This window comes from Nocardia sp. CS682 (genome assembly GCF_004634405.1).
Lineage (GTDB): Bacteria > Actinomycetota > Actinomycetes > Mycobacteriales > Mycobacteriaceae > Nocardia > Nocardia ninae.
In genome coordinates, this window is record NZ_CP029710.1 from 3,839,608 (window position 1) to 3,853,301 (window position 13,694).

Below are 13,694 nucleotides of genomic sequence, written 5' to 3' on the forward strand. Positions count from 1 at the left end.
CCCCGGACGCAAGGCGTTCCGGGGCGCACAACAATCACACGGCCTCGGTTCTCCCTGCGTGGGCCGCCGGCAATGTCGCCGGACCTTCGACCGAACCCATGCGGGCTCGACGACCAACGGTCTTCGGTAGAACGGATTTGGGTAGGAATCGAACTAGTCGATAACTGTTGTCCAATGTACCTGGACCCACCCCCATCTGCCAAAACGGGGTGCTCCCACGACGAATCGGGACCATTCAGTACCCGACCTGTTGTGTCTCGTATCACATTCACTATAAGGATGTGGTTGAGATCGCCCCGCTTAGCCGTTACCTAAGGTGACAGTTACTGTTTGACTGCTTGACTATGGCAACCTCCATAGTCGATCCACCGGTGCTGCTGGAACGACGTAACCAGCGCTTTCTCGCCTTGGCCGTGATCTGCCTCGCCGAGCTGCTCGTCGTCCTGGACAACACCATCGTGAACGTGGCGCTCCCCTCCATCGGGGTGCAGCTGCAAACCGGCGTCAGCGGCCTGCAATGGGTCGTCGACGCGTACACCCTCACCTTCGCGGGCCTGTTGCTCGCCTTCGGCAACCTCGGCGACCGGCTCGGCCGCCGCCGGATCATGATGGTCGGCCTGGTCGGCGTCGGCGCCATGTCGATCGCGGGCGCACTGTCCGGCTCGATGGGTGGCGTGATCGCCGCGCGCGCGGCCATGGGCGTGTTCGCCGCGGCCGTCTTCCCGGCGACGCTGGCGCTGATCATCAACATCTTCCGCGACAAACGCGAGCGGGCCCTCGCCATCGCGGCGTGGACGGCCATGGCCGGGTTCGCCATCGCCATCGGGCCGATCTCGGGCGGCTGGCTGCTGGCCCACTTCACCTGGCACTCGGTTTTCTGGATCAATGTGCCGCTGGCGCTCATCGCGCTCGGCGCCACGCTGATCTGGGTGCCCGAATCCCGGGCCACCCAGGTCGGCAAGCTCGATCTGCCGGGCATCGGGCTGTCCATCGCCGGCATCACGCTGGTGGTGTGGTCCATCATCGAGGCGCCACGCTTCGGCTGGGTCTCCACCACGACACTGAGTACCGGCGCACTCGGCCTCGCCATGCTGGCCGCGTTCATCATCTGGGAATTACGCACTCCCGCACCGATTCTCGATATGAACCTGTTCCGCAATCGACGATTCTCCATGCCCGCCTTGGCGATTGCGATCTGCTACTTCTCGATGTTCGGCTTCCTATTCCTCATCACCCAGTATTTCCAAGGGGTGCGGGAATACACGCCGCTCGAATTCGGTATCGCCTCATTGCCTTTCGCCTTCTCGGTGGCGATCGGCGCGCCCATTGCCACCCTGCTCGCCCAGCGGTTCGGGCCGACGCCGGTCATCGTGATCGGGCTGCTGAGCACCGGGCTCGGGTTGTATCTGGGCGGTCAGGTGACGGTGGACAGTCCCTACGTCACCGACGTGCTGCCCTCGATGGTGTTCATGGCGCTCGGCGTCGGCATCGTTCAGGGGCCGGCCACCGAGTCGATCATGGGATCGCTGCCGCTCAACGAGGCGGGTGCGGGGTCCGCGGTCAACGACACCACCCGGGAGATCGGCGGCACCCTCGGTGTCGCGGTGCTCGGTTCCATCGTGGCGTCGTATTACACGACCAGGATCGCCCCGCGGATCGACGCGCTACCGGCCACGTTGATGAGCGAGAACGAGCGGGGTCTGGTCAAATCCAGTCCGCTCAGCGTGTTGGAGATCCGCAAGCGGCCGCTCCCCCCGTTCTTCGAGAGCCAGCGCGAAAACCTCATCGTGGCAATGAAAACGGCGGCGCTCGAAGGCTCCCATACCGCCTCGCTCGTCGCGGCGGGTGCGGTGGTGGCGTGCGCGGTGATCGTGGCCATATTCCTGCCGTGGGGCGCGCCGGAGGGCGAGTCGGTCCTGCTCGCGTGGCGGAAAGAAGCCGAGCCCCAAGAGGATTCGGTCGACTGACCGCACGCGGACGATGGCCGGGATCCGGACGGGTTCCGGCCTTCGCCGGTGTCAATGCGCTGCTCTGGCCACCAGTTTGTTCAAGGCTTCGATTGCGCCGCTGCGGAATTCGGTAGTACTGACCAAGCCGTCCGGCCCGACGTCGTCCCGGCCGACCGGCAGCCGGGCACAGCCGTCGGGGTCGACGTCGGCACCCACGTAACCGAGGACGAGCGCCAGTGTCGCGACGGCTCCTTCACCCCGGCCGAGCGCGGCCACATTGATCCAGGCGGTGGGTTTCTCGTAGAGGTCGGCGTTCCCGACGGTCCAGTCCAGCAAATTCTTCAGGCTGCCGGGCAGCGTGCCCGCGTATTCGGGGGTGCAGAACAGCACCGCGTCCGCCTGCGAAAGCTGTTCGCGTAGTGCAAGAACCGGCGGGCGTGCGGTGCCGTCATCATCCGGGTCGAAGGCGGGCAGATCGGCGAGTCCGCCGAACCAGCGCGTGTCGACGCCGGCCGGCGCGAGCGCCTGGACCGTGCGCAACGCGGCGGAATTGGTCGACGCAGCGCGAGTGCTACCGGAGATGAGCAAGACAACCGTCACCGCTCTACCAACGATGCCGGACCTGGAAATAGTCCGATCCCGGAAACGCGCAAGGGCGGGAACGCGTAATGCGTTCCCGCCCTTGCGGACTTGTTCAGGTGCTACTTACGCATCCTCGTCCAGGAGGTTGCGGGTGCGGTTCGGGTCCACCGGGATGCCCGGTCCGGTGTTCGTCGAGACCGTCACCTTCTTGACGTAGCGGCCCTTGGCGGTCGACGGCTTCACACGCAGGATCTCCTCCAGCGCGGCACCGTAGTTCTCCACCAGCTTGGCGTCGTCGAAGGAAGCCTTGCCGATAACGAAGTGCAGGTTGGCCTGCTTGTCGACGCGGAAGTTGATCTTTCCGCCCTTGATCTCGTTGACGGCCTTGGTCACGTCGTTGGTGACCGTGCCCGTCTTCGGGTTCGGCATCAGGCCACGCGGTCCGAGGACACGCGCGATCCGGCCGACCTTGGCCATCTGGTCCGGGGTGGCGATCGCGGCGTCGAACTCGAGCCAGCCGCCCTGGATCCGCTCGATCAGGTCCTCGGCGCCGACGGCGTCCGCACCGGCGGCCTCGGCCTCGGCGGCCTTCTCGCCTGCCGCGAACACGATGACGCGGGCGGTCTTACCGGTGCCGTGCGGCAGGTTGACCGTGCCACGCACCATCTGATCCGCCTTGCGGGGATCCACGCCGAGACGAACGGCGACCTCGACGGTCGCGTCGGTCTTGGTGGTGGCGGTCTCCTTGGCCAGCCGCGCTGCGGCGAGCGGGGAGTACAGGGTGTCGCGATCGACCTTCTCGGCCGCGGCGAGATACGCCTTGCTTCGTTTTGCCATAATTCTCTGTCCTTAAGTGTCTGGTTCAGCCGTGGTTTGCGGGCCTGGCCGGCCCTCCCACCTGGAGCTGCGGAGGCTCAGCCCTCAGCGCTTGATGGAGGTCTTCGCTACGCCTACGTGGTGACGCTGCGCTGCCTCCTCCGGCGCTGACGCTCAGCCCTCGACGGTGATGCCCATCGAACGCGCGGTACCCGCGATGATCTTCGCCGCCTGATCGATGTCGTTGGCGTTCAGATCTTCCTGCTTGGTCTTGGCGATCTCGCGCACCTGATCCATGGTCACCTTGGCGACCTTGAGGCGGTGCGGCTCAGCCGAACCCTTCTGCACACCGGCGGCCTTGAGCAGCAGCCGAGCGGCGGGCGGGGTCTTCAGCTTGAAGTCGAACGAGCGATCCTCGTAGACCGAGATCTCGACCGGAATGACGTTGCCACGCTGCGACTCGGTCGCGGCGTTGTACGCCTTGCAGAACTCCATGATGTTGACGCCGTGCTGACCGAGCGCGGGACCCACCGGAGGGGCGGGGTTCGCCTGGCCGGCCTGGATCTGAAGCTTGATGATCCCGGCGAGCTTCTTCTTCTTGGGGGGCATCTTTCTTTCCTAGGTGTCTGTTTTCCTTGCTCTTTGCAAGTGCTGGTGTTGCGGTCCGCGGCCGGGCGGATGCCGTCGGCCGCTCACGTAACAGGACTAAATCTTCGCAACCTGGGTGAAGCCGAGCTCGACCGGGGTCTCGCGGCCGAAGATCGACACGAGCACCTTGAGCTTCTGCTGCTCGGCATTGACCTCGGAGATGCTGGCGGGCAGCGTCGCGAACGGGCCGTCCATCACGGTCACCGACTCGCCGACCTCGAAGTCGACCTCGATGGTCGGCTTGGACACCGACTCGGCGGCGGACTCGGCCGAACCCGCGGCACCGGCGGCGGCCGGGGCCTTCTTCTGCTGGGCGGCGGGGACCAGGAACTTCACCACATCGTCGATGGACAGCGGCGACGGGCGCGAGGTGGCGCCGACGAAACCGGTGACACCGGGGGTGTTACGCACGGCGCCCCAGGACTCGTCGTTGAGTTCCATCCGGACCAGGATGTAGCCGGGCAGCACCTTGCGGTTGACGTTCTTGCGCTGTCCGTTCTTGATCTCGGTGACCTCTTCGGTCGGCACCTCGACCTGGAAGATGTACTCCTCGAGGTCCAGGTTCTGCACGCGGGTCTCGAGGTTGGCCTTCACCTTGTTCTCGTAGCCGGCGTAGGAGTGGATGACGTACCAGTCACCGGGGGCGCGACGCAGCGCGGCCTTCATTTCCGCGACCGGGTCGGCGGGTTCTTCGTCGATCGGAGCGGCCGCAGCTGCCTCGTCGATCTCCGACGCGGCGCCCTCGGAGTCCACGTCCTCGGAGTCTTCGACGGTCGTGGCGTCGTCGGTCGTGGGATCCACCACCGCGTCCTCGACCGGGAACTCTTCGTTTGTGTCGTTCTCCGGGGTGCTCACTGGGGCACTCGCTTCCTGTGTCGTCACGTACATCCTCTGCGTGCCGGGGCCGGGCGCGCGGCGGAACTACTCCACCCGTGTCCGCCCCGGGATCGGCCGGCGGCGGCGGCGTCGATCTCTAGCCGAACAGCCAGTTGACACCCTTGATGAACGCCACATCCAACCCGCTGATGAACGCGACCATGAAGATCACGAACACCAGAACAACGCTCGTATAGGTGACCATCTGCTTCCGGTTGGGCCAGATCACCTTGCGCAGTTCCGCGACTACTTCACGCAGGAACTTGATCAAACGCTTGAACGGATTAGCCGTCTTCGTGCGTTCGGCCCGATCGGTCTTGGCTGCCTTGCGCGACGAAGGCCGATCGAGTGTGGCGATCGAACCTGTGTCGGGCGACGCGCCGCGTGTCCGCCGGGCGGAACGCTTGCCGCTCGGCCGGGCCACCGCGGCGGTGTCATCGCCGTCGTCGGTCGCATGCGCGCCGTGGCGAGAATCCCGCTCGTCGACCACGTCGATCCTTTCGTCGCTGGCATGCTGGTTCTTTTCGAGCGACCTGCAAGCAGTCGCTTCGGAAAGGCAGGGGCGACAGGACTTGAACCTGCAACCTGCGGTTTTGGAGACCGCTGCTCTGCCAGTTGAGCTACGCCCCTTCGGCTGGACCGTATCGGCTGTCCAACCACTGTTCGGTATTCAGTTGTAGAACTCCGGTGCCACCACATGACACGCGCGCTGCTTTCGCAGTCGCCGGCCCCGTGGGCGAAACCTTGACGGCCTCACCTGGAACCAGCCCTACAGAGCAGCGCGCAGCGGCTGGTGACCCCAGAAATCCGAGTGTACGTTACCGCCCGCGTCGATAGCCAATCAGGGTCAGGTGACCAGGTCAGGCTGCATCCAGTTGGCCTGATCGGGGCCCTGCACGGTGACGCAAGCTACCGCCTCCGGGCCTGACCCGCTCAGGCCAGCTGCACGGTTGCCGTCGCGCGCCCGAAGATCTTGCGCCCCGCCGACTTCGCCACGATGGCGACGACCGCGGTCCGCGTCTCCGGATCCACCGACTTCACTTTACCGGTGTACTCGATCTCGGCGGCCTCGTCGGTGCCGACGTAGACCGGGCTGGTGAAGCGGACGTTGTACTCCTTGACCGCGCCGGGATCGCCGAGCCAGGAGGTGACGAAACCGCCGCCGAGGCCCATGGTGAGCATGCCGTGCGCGACCACGTTGTCCAGGCCGACGAGCTTGATGACCTCGTCGCTCCAGTGGATCGGGTTGGCGTCGCCGGAGACGCCGGCGTAGTTCACCAGGTCGCCGCGGGTGAGCCGGACGATGCGGGTGGGCAGTTCGTCGCCGACCGCGATGTCGTCGAAGCTGATCGCGTGCTTGCTCGGCGTGATCTCGGGCACCGTGGCGGGCTGCACCGGCGCGGCAACGACATTGGCGCGCGGCTTGTGGTCCGGTGCGTCCTCGCCGATGCCGTGCATCAGCACGTTGCGCACGGTGTCGTTGAGGTTCGGGTCGATGTCGCCGCCGCTGCGGCCGATGAGCGTGGTGTAGGTGGTGAGCACCAGCTCGTCGTTCTGCGCGGTGACGATGTTCTTGGTGACGATGATGTCGCCGCCGAAGGCCTGCCGGAACGAGTGCAGGTAGACGTCGCAGACCAGCTGGTCGCCGACCTTGATCGGCCGGTGGAACTCCAGGATCTGGTCGGTCTGCAGGATCTGGCTCAGGTCGTAGCCGGTGACAATCTGCTCGAAGAGCTTGCGCTGGGCCAGAATGCCGACCAGGGAGATGAAGGTCAGCGGCGCGAGCAGGCCGTCGTAGCCGTACTCCTGCGCGAGGTCCTCGTCCCAGTGCACCGGGTGGTAGTCCTGCACAGCGCGCGCGTACTCGCGCACCTTCTCGCGGCCGACCTCGTAGTAGTCGTCGACGCGGTAGTGGTGACCGACCATCGATGCCGCGTGCGCCGCGGGGTCGAAGGTCTCGACCGCCTGAACCGCTTCGTCTGTACCGGTGTTGATTGTCACGGGAGGACTGTACCTATCTGACCCCGAGCCCGGAGTCGGCGGAGCGTTCACGAGCGGGCCTCGCTAGCGCGCGGCTTCCGTCGTGACCGCAGTGGCGGCTGTGACTCTCGTTCCCTCGCTATTGCTCGCTCACCTACCGCACCCGACCGCGAAAATGCGTCAGGGCCGGACAAACGTCCGGCCCTCGCACTGTCACGATCCGAGATTGCCGGGAGCAATCACACTCCCGACGCCGATCCACGCGGCAGCATCACGCGTGGCGGACTAGCGGGATTCTTTGTGTCCCCGGTGCGTACCGCAGTTCGGGCAGAACTTCTTGAGTTCCAGCCGATCGGGGTCGTTGCGCCGGTTCTTCTTGGTGATGTAGTTGCGGTGCTTGCACTGCTCGCAGGCCAAGGTGATCTTTGGCCGGACATCGGTGGACTTCGCGGCCACGATATTCCTTCTTTCGGGTCAACCAGTTGGTCTGATCGGTTTTGGTAGCGATGGCCGGACTTGAACCGGCGACACAACGATTATGAGTCGTTTGCTCTACCGACTGAGCTACACCGCCACGGGGTCGCATTGCTGTGGTGCGGCGCCCCGGCTCCCACCAGAGTGGAAACTATATGCGATGCCGAGTCGGTCACCACCGGCAATCCGGCGAGCCCCCTAACGGAATCGAACCGTTGACCTTTTCCTTACCATGGAAACGCTCTGCCGACTGAGCTAAGGGGGCATGACTACTTCCGCACCAGGACTGGAACACGTGACCCCGGCGCGGCGAAGTCTTGAACGAGGTTACACACCCAACGGTCAGAGCTCCAAACCGGGTGGTCAGAAGCCTTTTTCCGGAGATCATCCGGCCCATGGGGGCATCGAGAGCGGCCGGCGAACCCGGTAAGCACGAAACCCCCGCGGATCGAAGTCGATCCACGGGGGTTCCGGGTGGCAGATGTAGGATTCGAACCTACGTAGGCTTTCGCCGACGGATTTACAGTCCGCTCCCATTGGCCGCTCGGGCAATCTGCCGTCGCGCTCTCGGCGCGAAAAGCAGAATACATCCACCCCCCGCCCTGATTGCAAACCGGCTGGCCATCGGCCATGCGGCGGGACTACGGTCGCGCTCCGGGGTACAACTAACGGTGACCGATCAACCGGTCGAGCGAGCAGTTGGACCGCCAGGACAGGAGCGAAGTGTGGCCGATTCGTCATTCGATGTCGTCAGCAAGGTCGAACGTCAGGAGGTCGACAACGCCCTGCACCAGGCCGAGAAGGAGCTGACCACCCGGTACGACTTCCGTGGCACCGGCGCGGCCATCGAGTGGTCCGGCGAGGACAAGATCGTGCTGACGGCCGAGGCCGAGGAGCGGGTCAAGGCGGCGCTGGAGGTGTTCAAGGAGAAGCTGATTCGCCGCGACATCTCACTCAAGGCGTTCGACGCCGGCGAGCCGGTCGCCTCCGGCAAGACCTACAAGATCACCGGAACACTGGTCCAGGGCATCGACACCGAGCATGCGAAAAAGATCACCAAGAAGATCCGCGACGAGGGCCCGAAGGGCGTCAAAGCGCAGATCCAAGGTGAGGAACTGCGGGTGAGCAGCAAGAAGCGCGACGACCTCCAGGCCGTCATCTCGCTGCTGAAGGGTGAGGATTTCGGGATCGCCCTGCAGTTCGTCAACTACCGCTAGCGCGCGGCGGGCTACGGCCTGGGGCCGCCCGCCATTTCCTCCAGGCGAGCGATGCGCTCGGCCATCGGGGGGTGCGTGGAGAACCAGCGGGCGGCACGCTCGCCCGCCCGGAACGGGTTGGCGATCATCAGGTGTGACTGGGCGGTCAATTGCGGTTCAGGCGGCAACGGAGCGGCCTGCACGCCGCGCTCCAGTTTGCGCAGCGCCGAGGCGAGGGCGAGCGGGTCGCCGGTGAGTTCGGCGCCGGACTGGTCCGCCTGGTATTCGCGGGAACGGGAGACGGCGAGCTTGATCAGGCTCGCGGCGATCGGCCCGAGCAGCGAAACGAGCAGCACGCCGAGCATGTTCGGGCCTTCGCCGTTGCGATTGCCGCCGAACGCGGAGGCGAAGAAGGCCAGGTTGGCCAGGCCGGAGATGACCGCGGCGAGCGCACCTGCGACCGACGAGATCAGGATGTCGCGGTTGTAGACGTGCGATAGCTCGTGGCCGAGCACGGCCCGTAGCTCCCGCTCGTCCAGGATCTGCAGGATGCCGCTGGTGCAGCAGACCGCGGCGTGCCGGGGGCTGCGGCCGGTGGCAAAGGCGTTGGGGGCGTTGGTCGGGCTGATGTAGAGCCGCGGCATCGGCTGGCGCGCGGTGGTCGCCAGCTCACGCACGATCCGGTAGATCACCGGCGCTTCCAGCTCGCTGACCGGTTGCGCGTGCATCGCCTTCAACGCGAGTTTGTCGCTGTTGAAATACGCGTACGCGTTCATGCCGACGGCCAGCAGGATGGCGATGATCAGGATCGTCGGGCTGCGGAACAGCGCGCCGGCGAGCACGATCAAGGCCGACAGGCCGACCATCAGTCCGAAGGTCTTCAACCCATTCGCGTACCCGTGCATGTCCCGCCTCTCCGCGTATTCAGGCCAGACTCGCCTGCCGCGAGACCGGCGTTGGCGCCCGGCGGTAGCAGCTCACATCAGTAAGCCCGTACCCGGCGAGTTACCCATGTGCGCACGAGATCAGTTCTCACTTCGAGCTTCGACTCTCGTCGAGAGCACGCCAACTCAACGAGGAGGGGCGGACAAAGGTTCCTGATCGGAACATGGCCACCGCCACGGATCGAACTCAGCCGACGCGCTCAATCGTGTAGCGGACGAGGTGTTCGAGGGCGTCGTTGGCGGGTCCGGCGGGCAGCGCGGAGAGTTCGGCGTGGGCGATGTCGGCGAAGCCTTGCAGCTTCTCCTTGGCCAGCACCATGCCGTGCGAGCGGGACAGCAGGTCGAGGGCTTCCTCGACCTCGGCGTCGGTTTGCAGGGGGTTGGCGAGCAGTTTGCGCAGGCGGTCGCCGTCGGCGCCCTCGTCGCGCAGCGCGTACAGCACCGGCAGCGTGTGCACGCCCTCGCGCAGGTCGGTGCCGGGAGTCTTGCCGGACTGCTCGGCGGCCGAGGAGATGTCGATGATGTCGTCGGAGATCTGGAAGGCGGTACCGACCGCGTCACCGAGGCGGGCCAGCCGCTCGACGTGCTCGGTGCCCGCGCCGGAGAAGGTGCCGCCGAAGCGTCCGGCGGCCGCGATCAGCGACCCGGTCTTCTCCCAGACGACGCGCAGGTAGTGCTCGACCGGGTCCTGGGATTCGCGCGCGCCCATGGTCTCGCGCATCTGGCCGGTGACCAGCTCGGCGAAGGTTTCGGCGATGATGCGGACCGCGTCGGGGCCCAGCGTCGAGGTGAGCCGGGAGGCGTGTGCGAACAGGTAGTCGCCGGCCAGGATCGCGATGTTGTTGCCCCAGCGCGCGTTCACGCTCGGGGCGCCGCGGCGCATGGTGGCCTCGTCCATCACGTCGTCGTGGTACAGCGTGGCCAGGTGCACGAGTTCGACGACGGTGCCCGCGGTGATCAGCGCGGGATCGGTCGGGTTCGGGCCGAGCTGGCCGGTGAGGATGGTGAACAGCGGGCGGAACCGCTTGCCACCGGCTTTCGCCAGGTGCAGCGCCGCCTCCTGCAGGAAGTCTTCGCCGTCGGACAGCTCGTCGACCAGGAGCTTTTCGACCTCTTCCAGGCCGTTGCGCACGGTCGCCGCGAGTTCGGTGTCGACGAGATCGACCCCGGCCACCACGGTGCTCTCGTCCTTCACAGCCGATGTGCTCATTTCTTCTCCCACCGATCCGTCCGACCCCACGATAGAGAACCTAGCGTGTCCCCAGCGGATGGCCCATGAACACCGTCACTATGCGGTGTATCAGACACTTTCGCACACCATTTTCCGCGCGCCGCGCCGACGCGCGTCGTAGCTGACGCGCCCGCCGTCGACACGAACAAGATTGCCCTGCAAGTATTGAGCTCATGGGTTCACCCGAAGTCACTCCCGCGGGCGGGGACGCGCTGCCCAGCAGGGCCGAGGTCCTGGTCGTCGGTGCCGGTCCGGCCGGATCGGCCTCGGCCGCCTGGGCGGCGCGGGCCGGGCGCGACGTGGTGCTGCTCGACTCCGCCGTCTTCCCCAGGGACAAGACCTGCGGCGATGGGCTGACCCCGCGCGCGACGGCCGAGCTGGAACACCTCGGGCTCGGCGATTGGCTGCGCGCACACACCGTCAACCACGGCCTGCGAATGACCGGGTTCGGCAGGGAAGCCCTGCTGCCGTGGCCCGCCGGGTCCTTCCCGACATACGGAAGTGCCGTCCCACGAACCGAACTCGACGACAAACTGCGCGAGACCGCGGTGAAGTCCGGCGCGCGGATGATCGACGGCAGCAAAGTGGTCGATGTCACCCGCGACGGGGACCGGGTCACGGGTGTGACGGTGCGAACCGCGACGGGCACGCACACCATCGACTGCACGACACTCATCGTCGCCGACGGGGTACGTTCGCCGATCGGGCGGCTGCTCGGCCGCACCTGGCATCGGCAGTACGCCTACGGCACGGCGGCCCGCGCCTACATCAAGTCCGGCCGCAGCGACGACCAGTGGATCACCTCGCACCTCGAGCTGCGCGACGCCGACAACGCGCTGGTCCCCGGTTACGGCTGGGTCTTCCCCCTGGGCAACGGCGAGGTCAATATCGGGGTCGGCTCGCTGGCCACCGAGCAGCGCCCGTCGCATATCGCGCTGAAACCGCTGCTGGAGCACTACACGAAGCTGCGTTTCGACGAATGGGAGTTCGAGGGTTCGCTGCGCGCGGTGGCCTCGGCGCTGCTGCCGATGGGCGGCGCGGTGTCGAACGTGGCGGGCCGCAACTGGGTGCTGGTCGGCGATGCCGCGGGCTGTGTGAACCCGCTGAACGGCGAGGGCATCGACTACGGACTCGAGGGCGGGCACATGCTGGCCGGGTTGCTGGACGAACCGGACCTCACCCGCATCTGGCCCGAGCTGCTGCGCGCGAAGTACGGGCGGACCTTCTCGGTGGCGCGGCGGATCGCCGGGCTGGCCACCCATCCGCGGATGGTGCCGATCGGCGGGCCGCCGGTGATGCGCTCGAAGTACTTGCAGCGCACCGCGGTCCGGGTGATGGGCAACCTGGTGACCGACGAGGATGTGGATCTGACCGCGCGGGCCTGGCGGGCAGCGGGGCGGATGTCGATGCGCGCCGACGACCTTCCACCCTTCGCCTGATACCCGGACCTGCGGTTTCCCCGGAGTCGGCGGCAGGAGCGGCCGGTAGGCTGAACCTGCCTTGCCCTCGTGACGACAGGTTCCAGCCATGGGTGGACAACCAGCAGGTGGCTTACCCGCGTTGTACTTGCTGCCGCAGCTGCGGCGGGCCCGCGACCTCGCGGACCGGCAGTATGCCGATCCGCTCCGCCTCGATGAATTGGCCGCTGCCGCAGGGGTTTCCAAATATCACTTCCTGCGGGCGTTCGCCGCGGTCTACGGTTTGACGCCGGCCGCGTATCTGGCGGAGCGGCGGATCGAGCGCGCGCAGGATCTGCTGCGCTCCACCAATGTCACGGTGACCGAGGTGTGCATGCTGGTCGGCTACAGCAGCCTCGGCTCGTTCAGCAGCAAATTCCGCCAGCTGGTCGGCGTCTCACCCTCGGAGTATCAGGCCAAATTCGCCGACGGGGCACCGCGCATTCCGGGGTGTTTCGTGTTCATGCACGGCCTCAGCGACCGGAAGCGCGAAACCTAGGCCACCGTGGGGTTTTCGATGCGGAACACGGCGCAGCGCGGGGCCGCGGCGGCGAACTCGTCCGGGTCGGCGGATTCGACCAGGCCGAGCTTGATGAAGAACGGCACACCGTGCGGCACCTCGCGCGGGAATTCGCGCAGGATCGCGGCGCGTTCCTCGGCGGGCAGTTCGATCAGGTCGACGCGGTGGCGTTTGCGGCCCTCGGCCAGGATGCCCCACTGGCTCTTGCGCGCGTTGCGCACCCACTCGGCCTTCGCGTGACCGACGACGTAGCGCGCGCCGCGCACGGTCAGCGGCGAGACCGGGGTGGTCCGTAGCTCGCCGGAGGCCCGGCCGGGCACCGAGAGCACCCGCATCGTGCCGATCGTCACCCCCAGTCGGTTCAGCGTGATCACCACGCGATTCATCGGTTTCAGCCAGCCGGGCAGGCCCAGTTTCGTTTCCATGACAACTCCTTTCAGGTCGGCCATGGCAGATCGCCGTCGGCGATCCGTCGTGCGGCGCGCGCTACCCACCGCAGTTCGGTGTCGAGTAGTTCGCGTTGGAGTTCGCCCTCGATCAGGACGATTTCTGGAATTCCGGCCACCTTCGCCGCGGCTAGGTCAGCGGTCAGCTCGGCCGAGGCGGCGCGCAAGGCCGCGGCCCGCCGGTCGAGCAGTTCGGCCGCGCGCTCCGGTGCCAGGTTGAGGATGTGCGCGAGACCGGCCGGGAACCGCGGATATTCGTTGATCGGCTCGGCGAGGTATTCGTCGAGCAACGAGTCGAGTTCGCCGCGTCCGGTGGCGGTGATTTCGTAACTGGTGCGTTCCGGGCGCGCACCGGCCCGGCTGGTGCCCACCGGCTCGATCAGCCCGCTCGCGGCCAGCCGGGCGACGGTGTCGTAGACGGAGCCGCCGCGCATCCGCACCACCCGGCCGACGTGGCGGTCCTTGATGAGCGCCTGCATCTCATAGGGGTGCATGGGGCGCTCGTTGAGCAGGCTCAGGACGGCCAGTGCCAAGGGAGTTCTGCGGGCTCGCTGTGTCGCCATCACGCTCCAAAT

At 66.5% G+C, this 13,694-nt stretch carries 15 protein-coding genes and 4 tRNA genes; 4 read left to right on the plus strand and 15 right to left on the minus strand.

Going from position 1 to position 13,694, the window contains the following annotated elements; genetic code table 11:
- The first annotated feature begins 344 nt into the window (after positions 1-344).
- On the plus strand, positions 345-1,967 hold the full coding sequence (locus tag DMB37_RS17170; protein WP_135233584.1) for an MFS transporter: 1,623 nt from the start codon (positions 345-347) through the stop codon (positions 1,965-1,967).
- A 51-nt stretch (positions 1,968-2,018) separates the two neighbouring features.
- Here DMB37_RS17170 and DMB37_RS17175 read toward each other — a convergent pair whose 3' ends face one another.
- The 11 genes from DMB37_RS17175 to DMB37_RS17225 form a co-directional block, all read right to left on the minus strand.
- A complete protein-coding gene (locus tag DMB37_RS17175) occupies positions 2,019-2,549 on the minus strand; it encodes an NADPH-dependent FMN reductase (protein ID WP_135233585.1) in 531 nt (176 codons plus the stop codon).
- Between the two features lie 105 nt (positions 2,550-2,654).
- A complete protein-coding gene (gene rplA / locus DMB37_RS17180) occupies positions 2,655-3,368 on the minus strand; it encodes a 50S ribosomal protein L1 (protein ID WP_107659499.1) in 714 nt (237 codons plus the stop codon).
- A gap of 153 nt (positions 3,369-3,521) precedes the next feature.
- Positions 3,522-3,956, minus strand: a complete 435-nt coding sequence (rplK, locus tag DMB37_RS17185) for a 50S ribosomal protein L11 (protein WP_107659500.1) — start codon at positions 3,954-3,956, stop codon at positions 3,522-3,524.
- 96 nt (positions 3,957-4,052) lie between these two features.
- On the minus strand, positions 4,053-4,850 hold the full coding sequence (gene nusG, locus DMB37_RS17190) for a transcription termination/antitermination protein NusG (RefSeq protein WP_370465411.1): 798 nt from the start codon (positions 4,848-4,850) through the stop codon (positions 4,053-4,055).
- A 118-nt stretch (positions 4,851-4,968) separates the two neighbouring features.
- A complete protein-coding gene (gene secE, locus DMB37_RS17195) occupies positions 4,969-5,361 on the minus strand; it encodes a preprotein translocase subunit SecE (protein ID WP_167768870.1) in 393 nt (130 codons plus the stop codon).
- 67 nt (positions 5,362-5,428) lie between these two features.
- Positions 5,429-5,501 (minus strand) — tRNA-Trp (locus DMB37_RS17200).
- Between the two features lie 303 nt (positions 5,502-5,804).
- A complete protein-coding gene (locus DMB37_RS17205; RefSeq protein WP_135237627.1) occupies positions 5,805-6,866 on the minus strand; it encodes a fused (3R)-hydroxyacyl-ACP dehydratase subunits HadA/HadB in 1,062 nt (353 codons plus the stop codon).
- Positions 6,867-7,136: 270 nt separating this feature from the next.
- Positions 7,137-7,307, minus strand: coding sequence for a 50S ribosomal protein L33 (gene rpmG / locus DMB37_RS17210; protein ID WP_014988500.1), 171 nt, complete (start codon positions 7,305-7,307; stop codon positions 7,137-7,139).
- A gap of 42 nt (positions 7,308-7,349) precedes the next feature.
- Positions 7,350-7,425, minus strand: a tRNA-Met gene (locus tag DMB37_RS17215).
- A 92-nt stretch (positions 7,426-7,517) separates the two neighbouring features.
- Positions 7,518-7,590: transfer RNA gene (locus tag DMB37_RS17220), tRNA-Thr, on the minus strand.
- Between the two features lie 210 nt (positions 7,591-7,800).
- Positions 7,801-7,883, minus strand: a tRNA-Tyr gene (locus DMB37_RS17225).
- Between the two features lie 167 nt (positions 7,884-8,050).
- Between DMB37_RS17225 and DMB37_RS17230 the strand changes: the two genes are divergently transcribed.
- Positions 8,051-8,542, plus strand: a complete 492-nt coding sequence (locus DMB37_RS17230; RefSeq protein ID WP_135233588.1) for a YajQ family cyclic di-GMP-binding protein — start codon at positions 8,051-8,053, stop codon at positions 8,540-8,542.
- Positions 8,543-8,553: 11 nt separating this feature from the next.
- Here DMB37_RS17230 and htpX read toward each other — a convergent pair whose 3' ends face one another.
- Both htpX and DMB37_RS17240 read right to left on the minus strand, forming a co-directional pair.
- A complete protein-coding gene (htpX, locus tag DMB37_RS17235) occupies positions 8,554-9,426 on the minus strand; it encodes a zinc metalloprotease HtpX (protein ID WP_135233589.1) in 873 nt (290 codons plus the stop codon).
- 226 nt (positions 9,427-9,652) lie between these two features.
- Positions 9,653-10,675 (minus strand): polyprenyl synthetase family protein, encoded by a 1,023-nt coding sequence (locus DMB37_RS17240; protein ID WP_135233590.1) that lies wholly within the window; start codon positions 10,673-10,675, stop codon positions 9,653-9,655.
- A 194-nt stretch (positions 10,676-10,869) separates the two neighbouring features.
- Here DMB37_RS17240 and DMB37_RS17245 point away from each other — a divergent pair, with 194 nt between their 5' ends.
- A complete protein-coding gene (locus tag DMB37_RS17245; RefSeq protein WP_135233591.1) occupies positions 10,870-12,135 on the plus strand; it encodes a geranylgeranyl reductase family protein in 1,266 nt (421 codons plus the stop codon).
- A gap of 88 nt (positions 12,136-12,223) precedes the next feature.
- Positions 12,224-12,652, plus strand: coding sequence for a helix-turn-helix transcriptional regulator (locus DMB37_RS17250; RefSeq protein ID WP_135233592.1), 429 nt, complete (start codon positions 12,224-12,226; stop codon positions 12,650-12,652).
- Here DMB37_RS17250 and DMB37_RS17255 read toward each other — a convergent pair.
- Together DMB37_RS17255 and DMB37_RS17260 are read right to left on the minus strand one after the other, a co-directional pair.
- Positions 12,649-13,098, minus strand: coding sequence for a deazaflavin-dependent nitroreductase (locus DMB37_RS17255; protein ID WP_135233593.1), 450 nt, complete (start codon positions 13,096-13,098; stop codon positions 12,649-12,651). The genes DMB37_RS17250 and DMB37_RS17255 overlap by 4 nt on opposite strands.
- An 11-nt stretch (positions 13,099-13,109) precedes the next feature.
- The gene (locus tag DMB37_RS17260) at positions 13,110-13,682 is read right to left on the minus strand and encodes a PadR family transcriptional regulator (RefSeq protein ID WP_135233594.1); all 573 of its coding nucleotides are present in this window, start codon (positions 13,680-13,682) and stop codon (positions 13,110-13,112) included.
- Between the last annotated feature and the right edge of the window lie 12 nt (positions 13,683-13,694).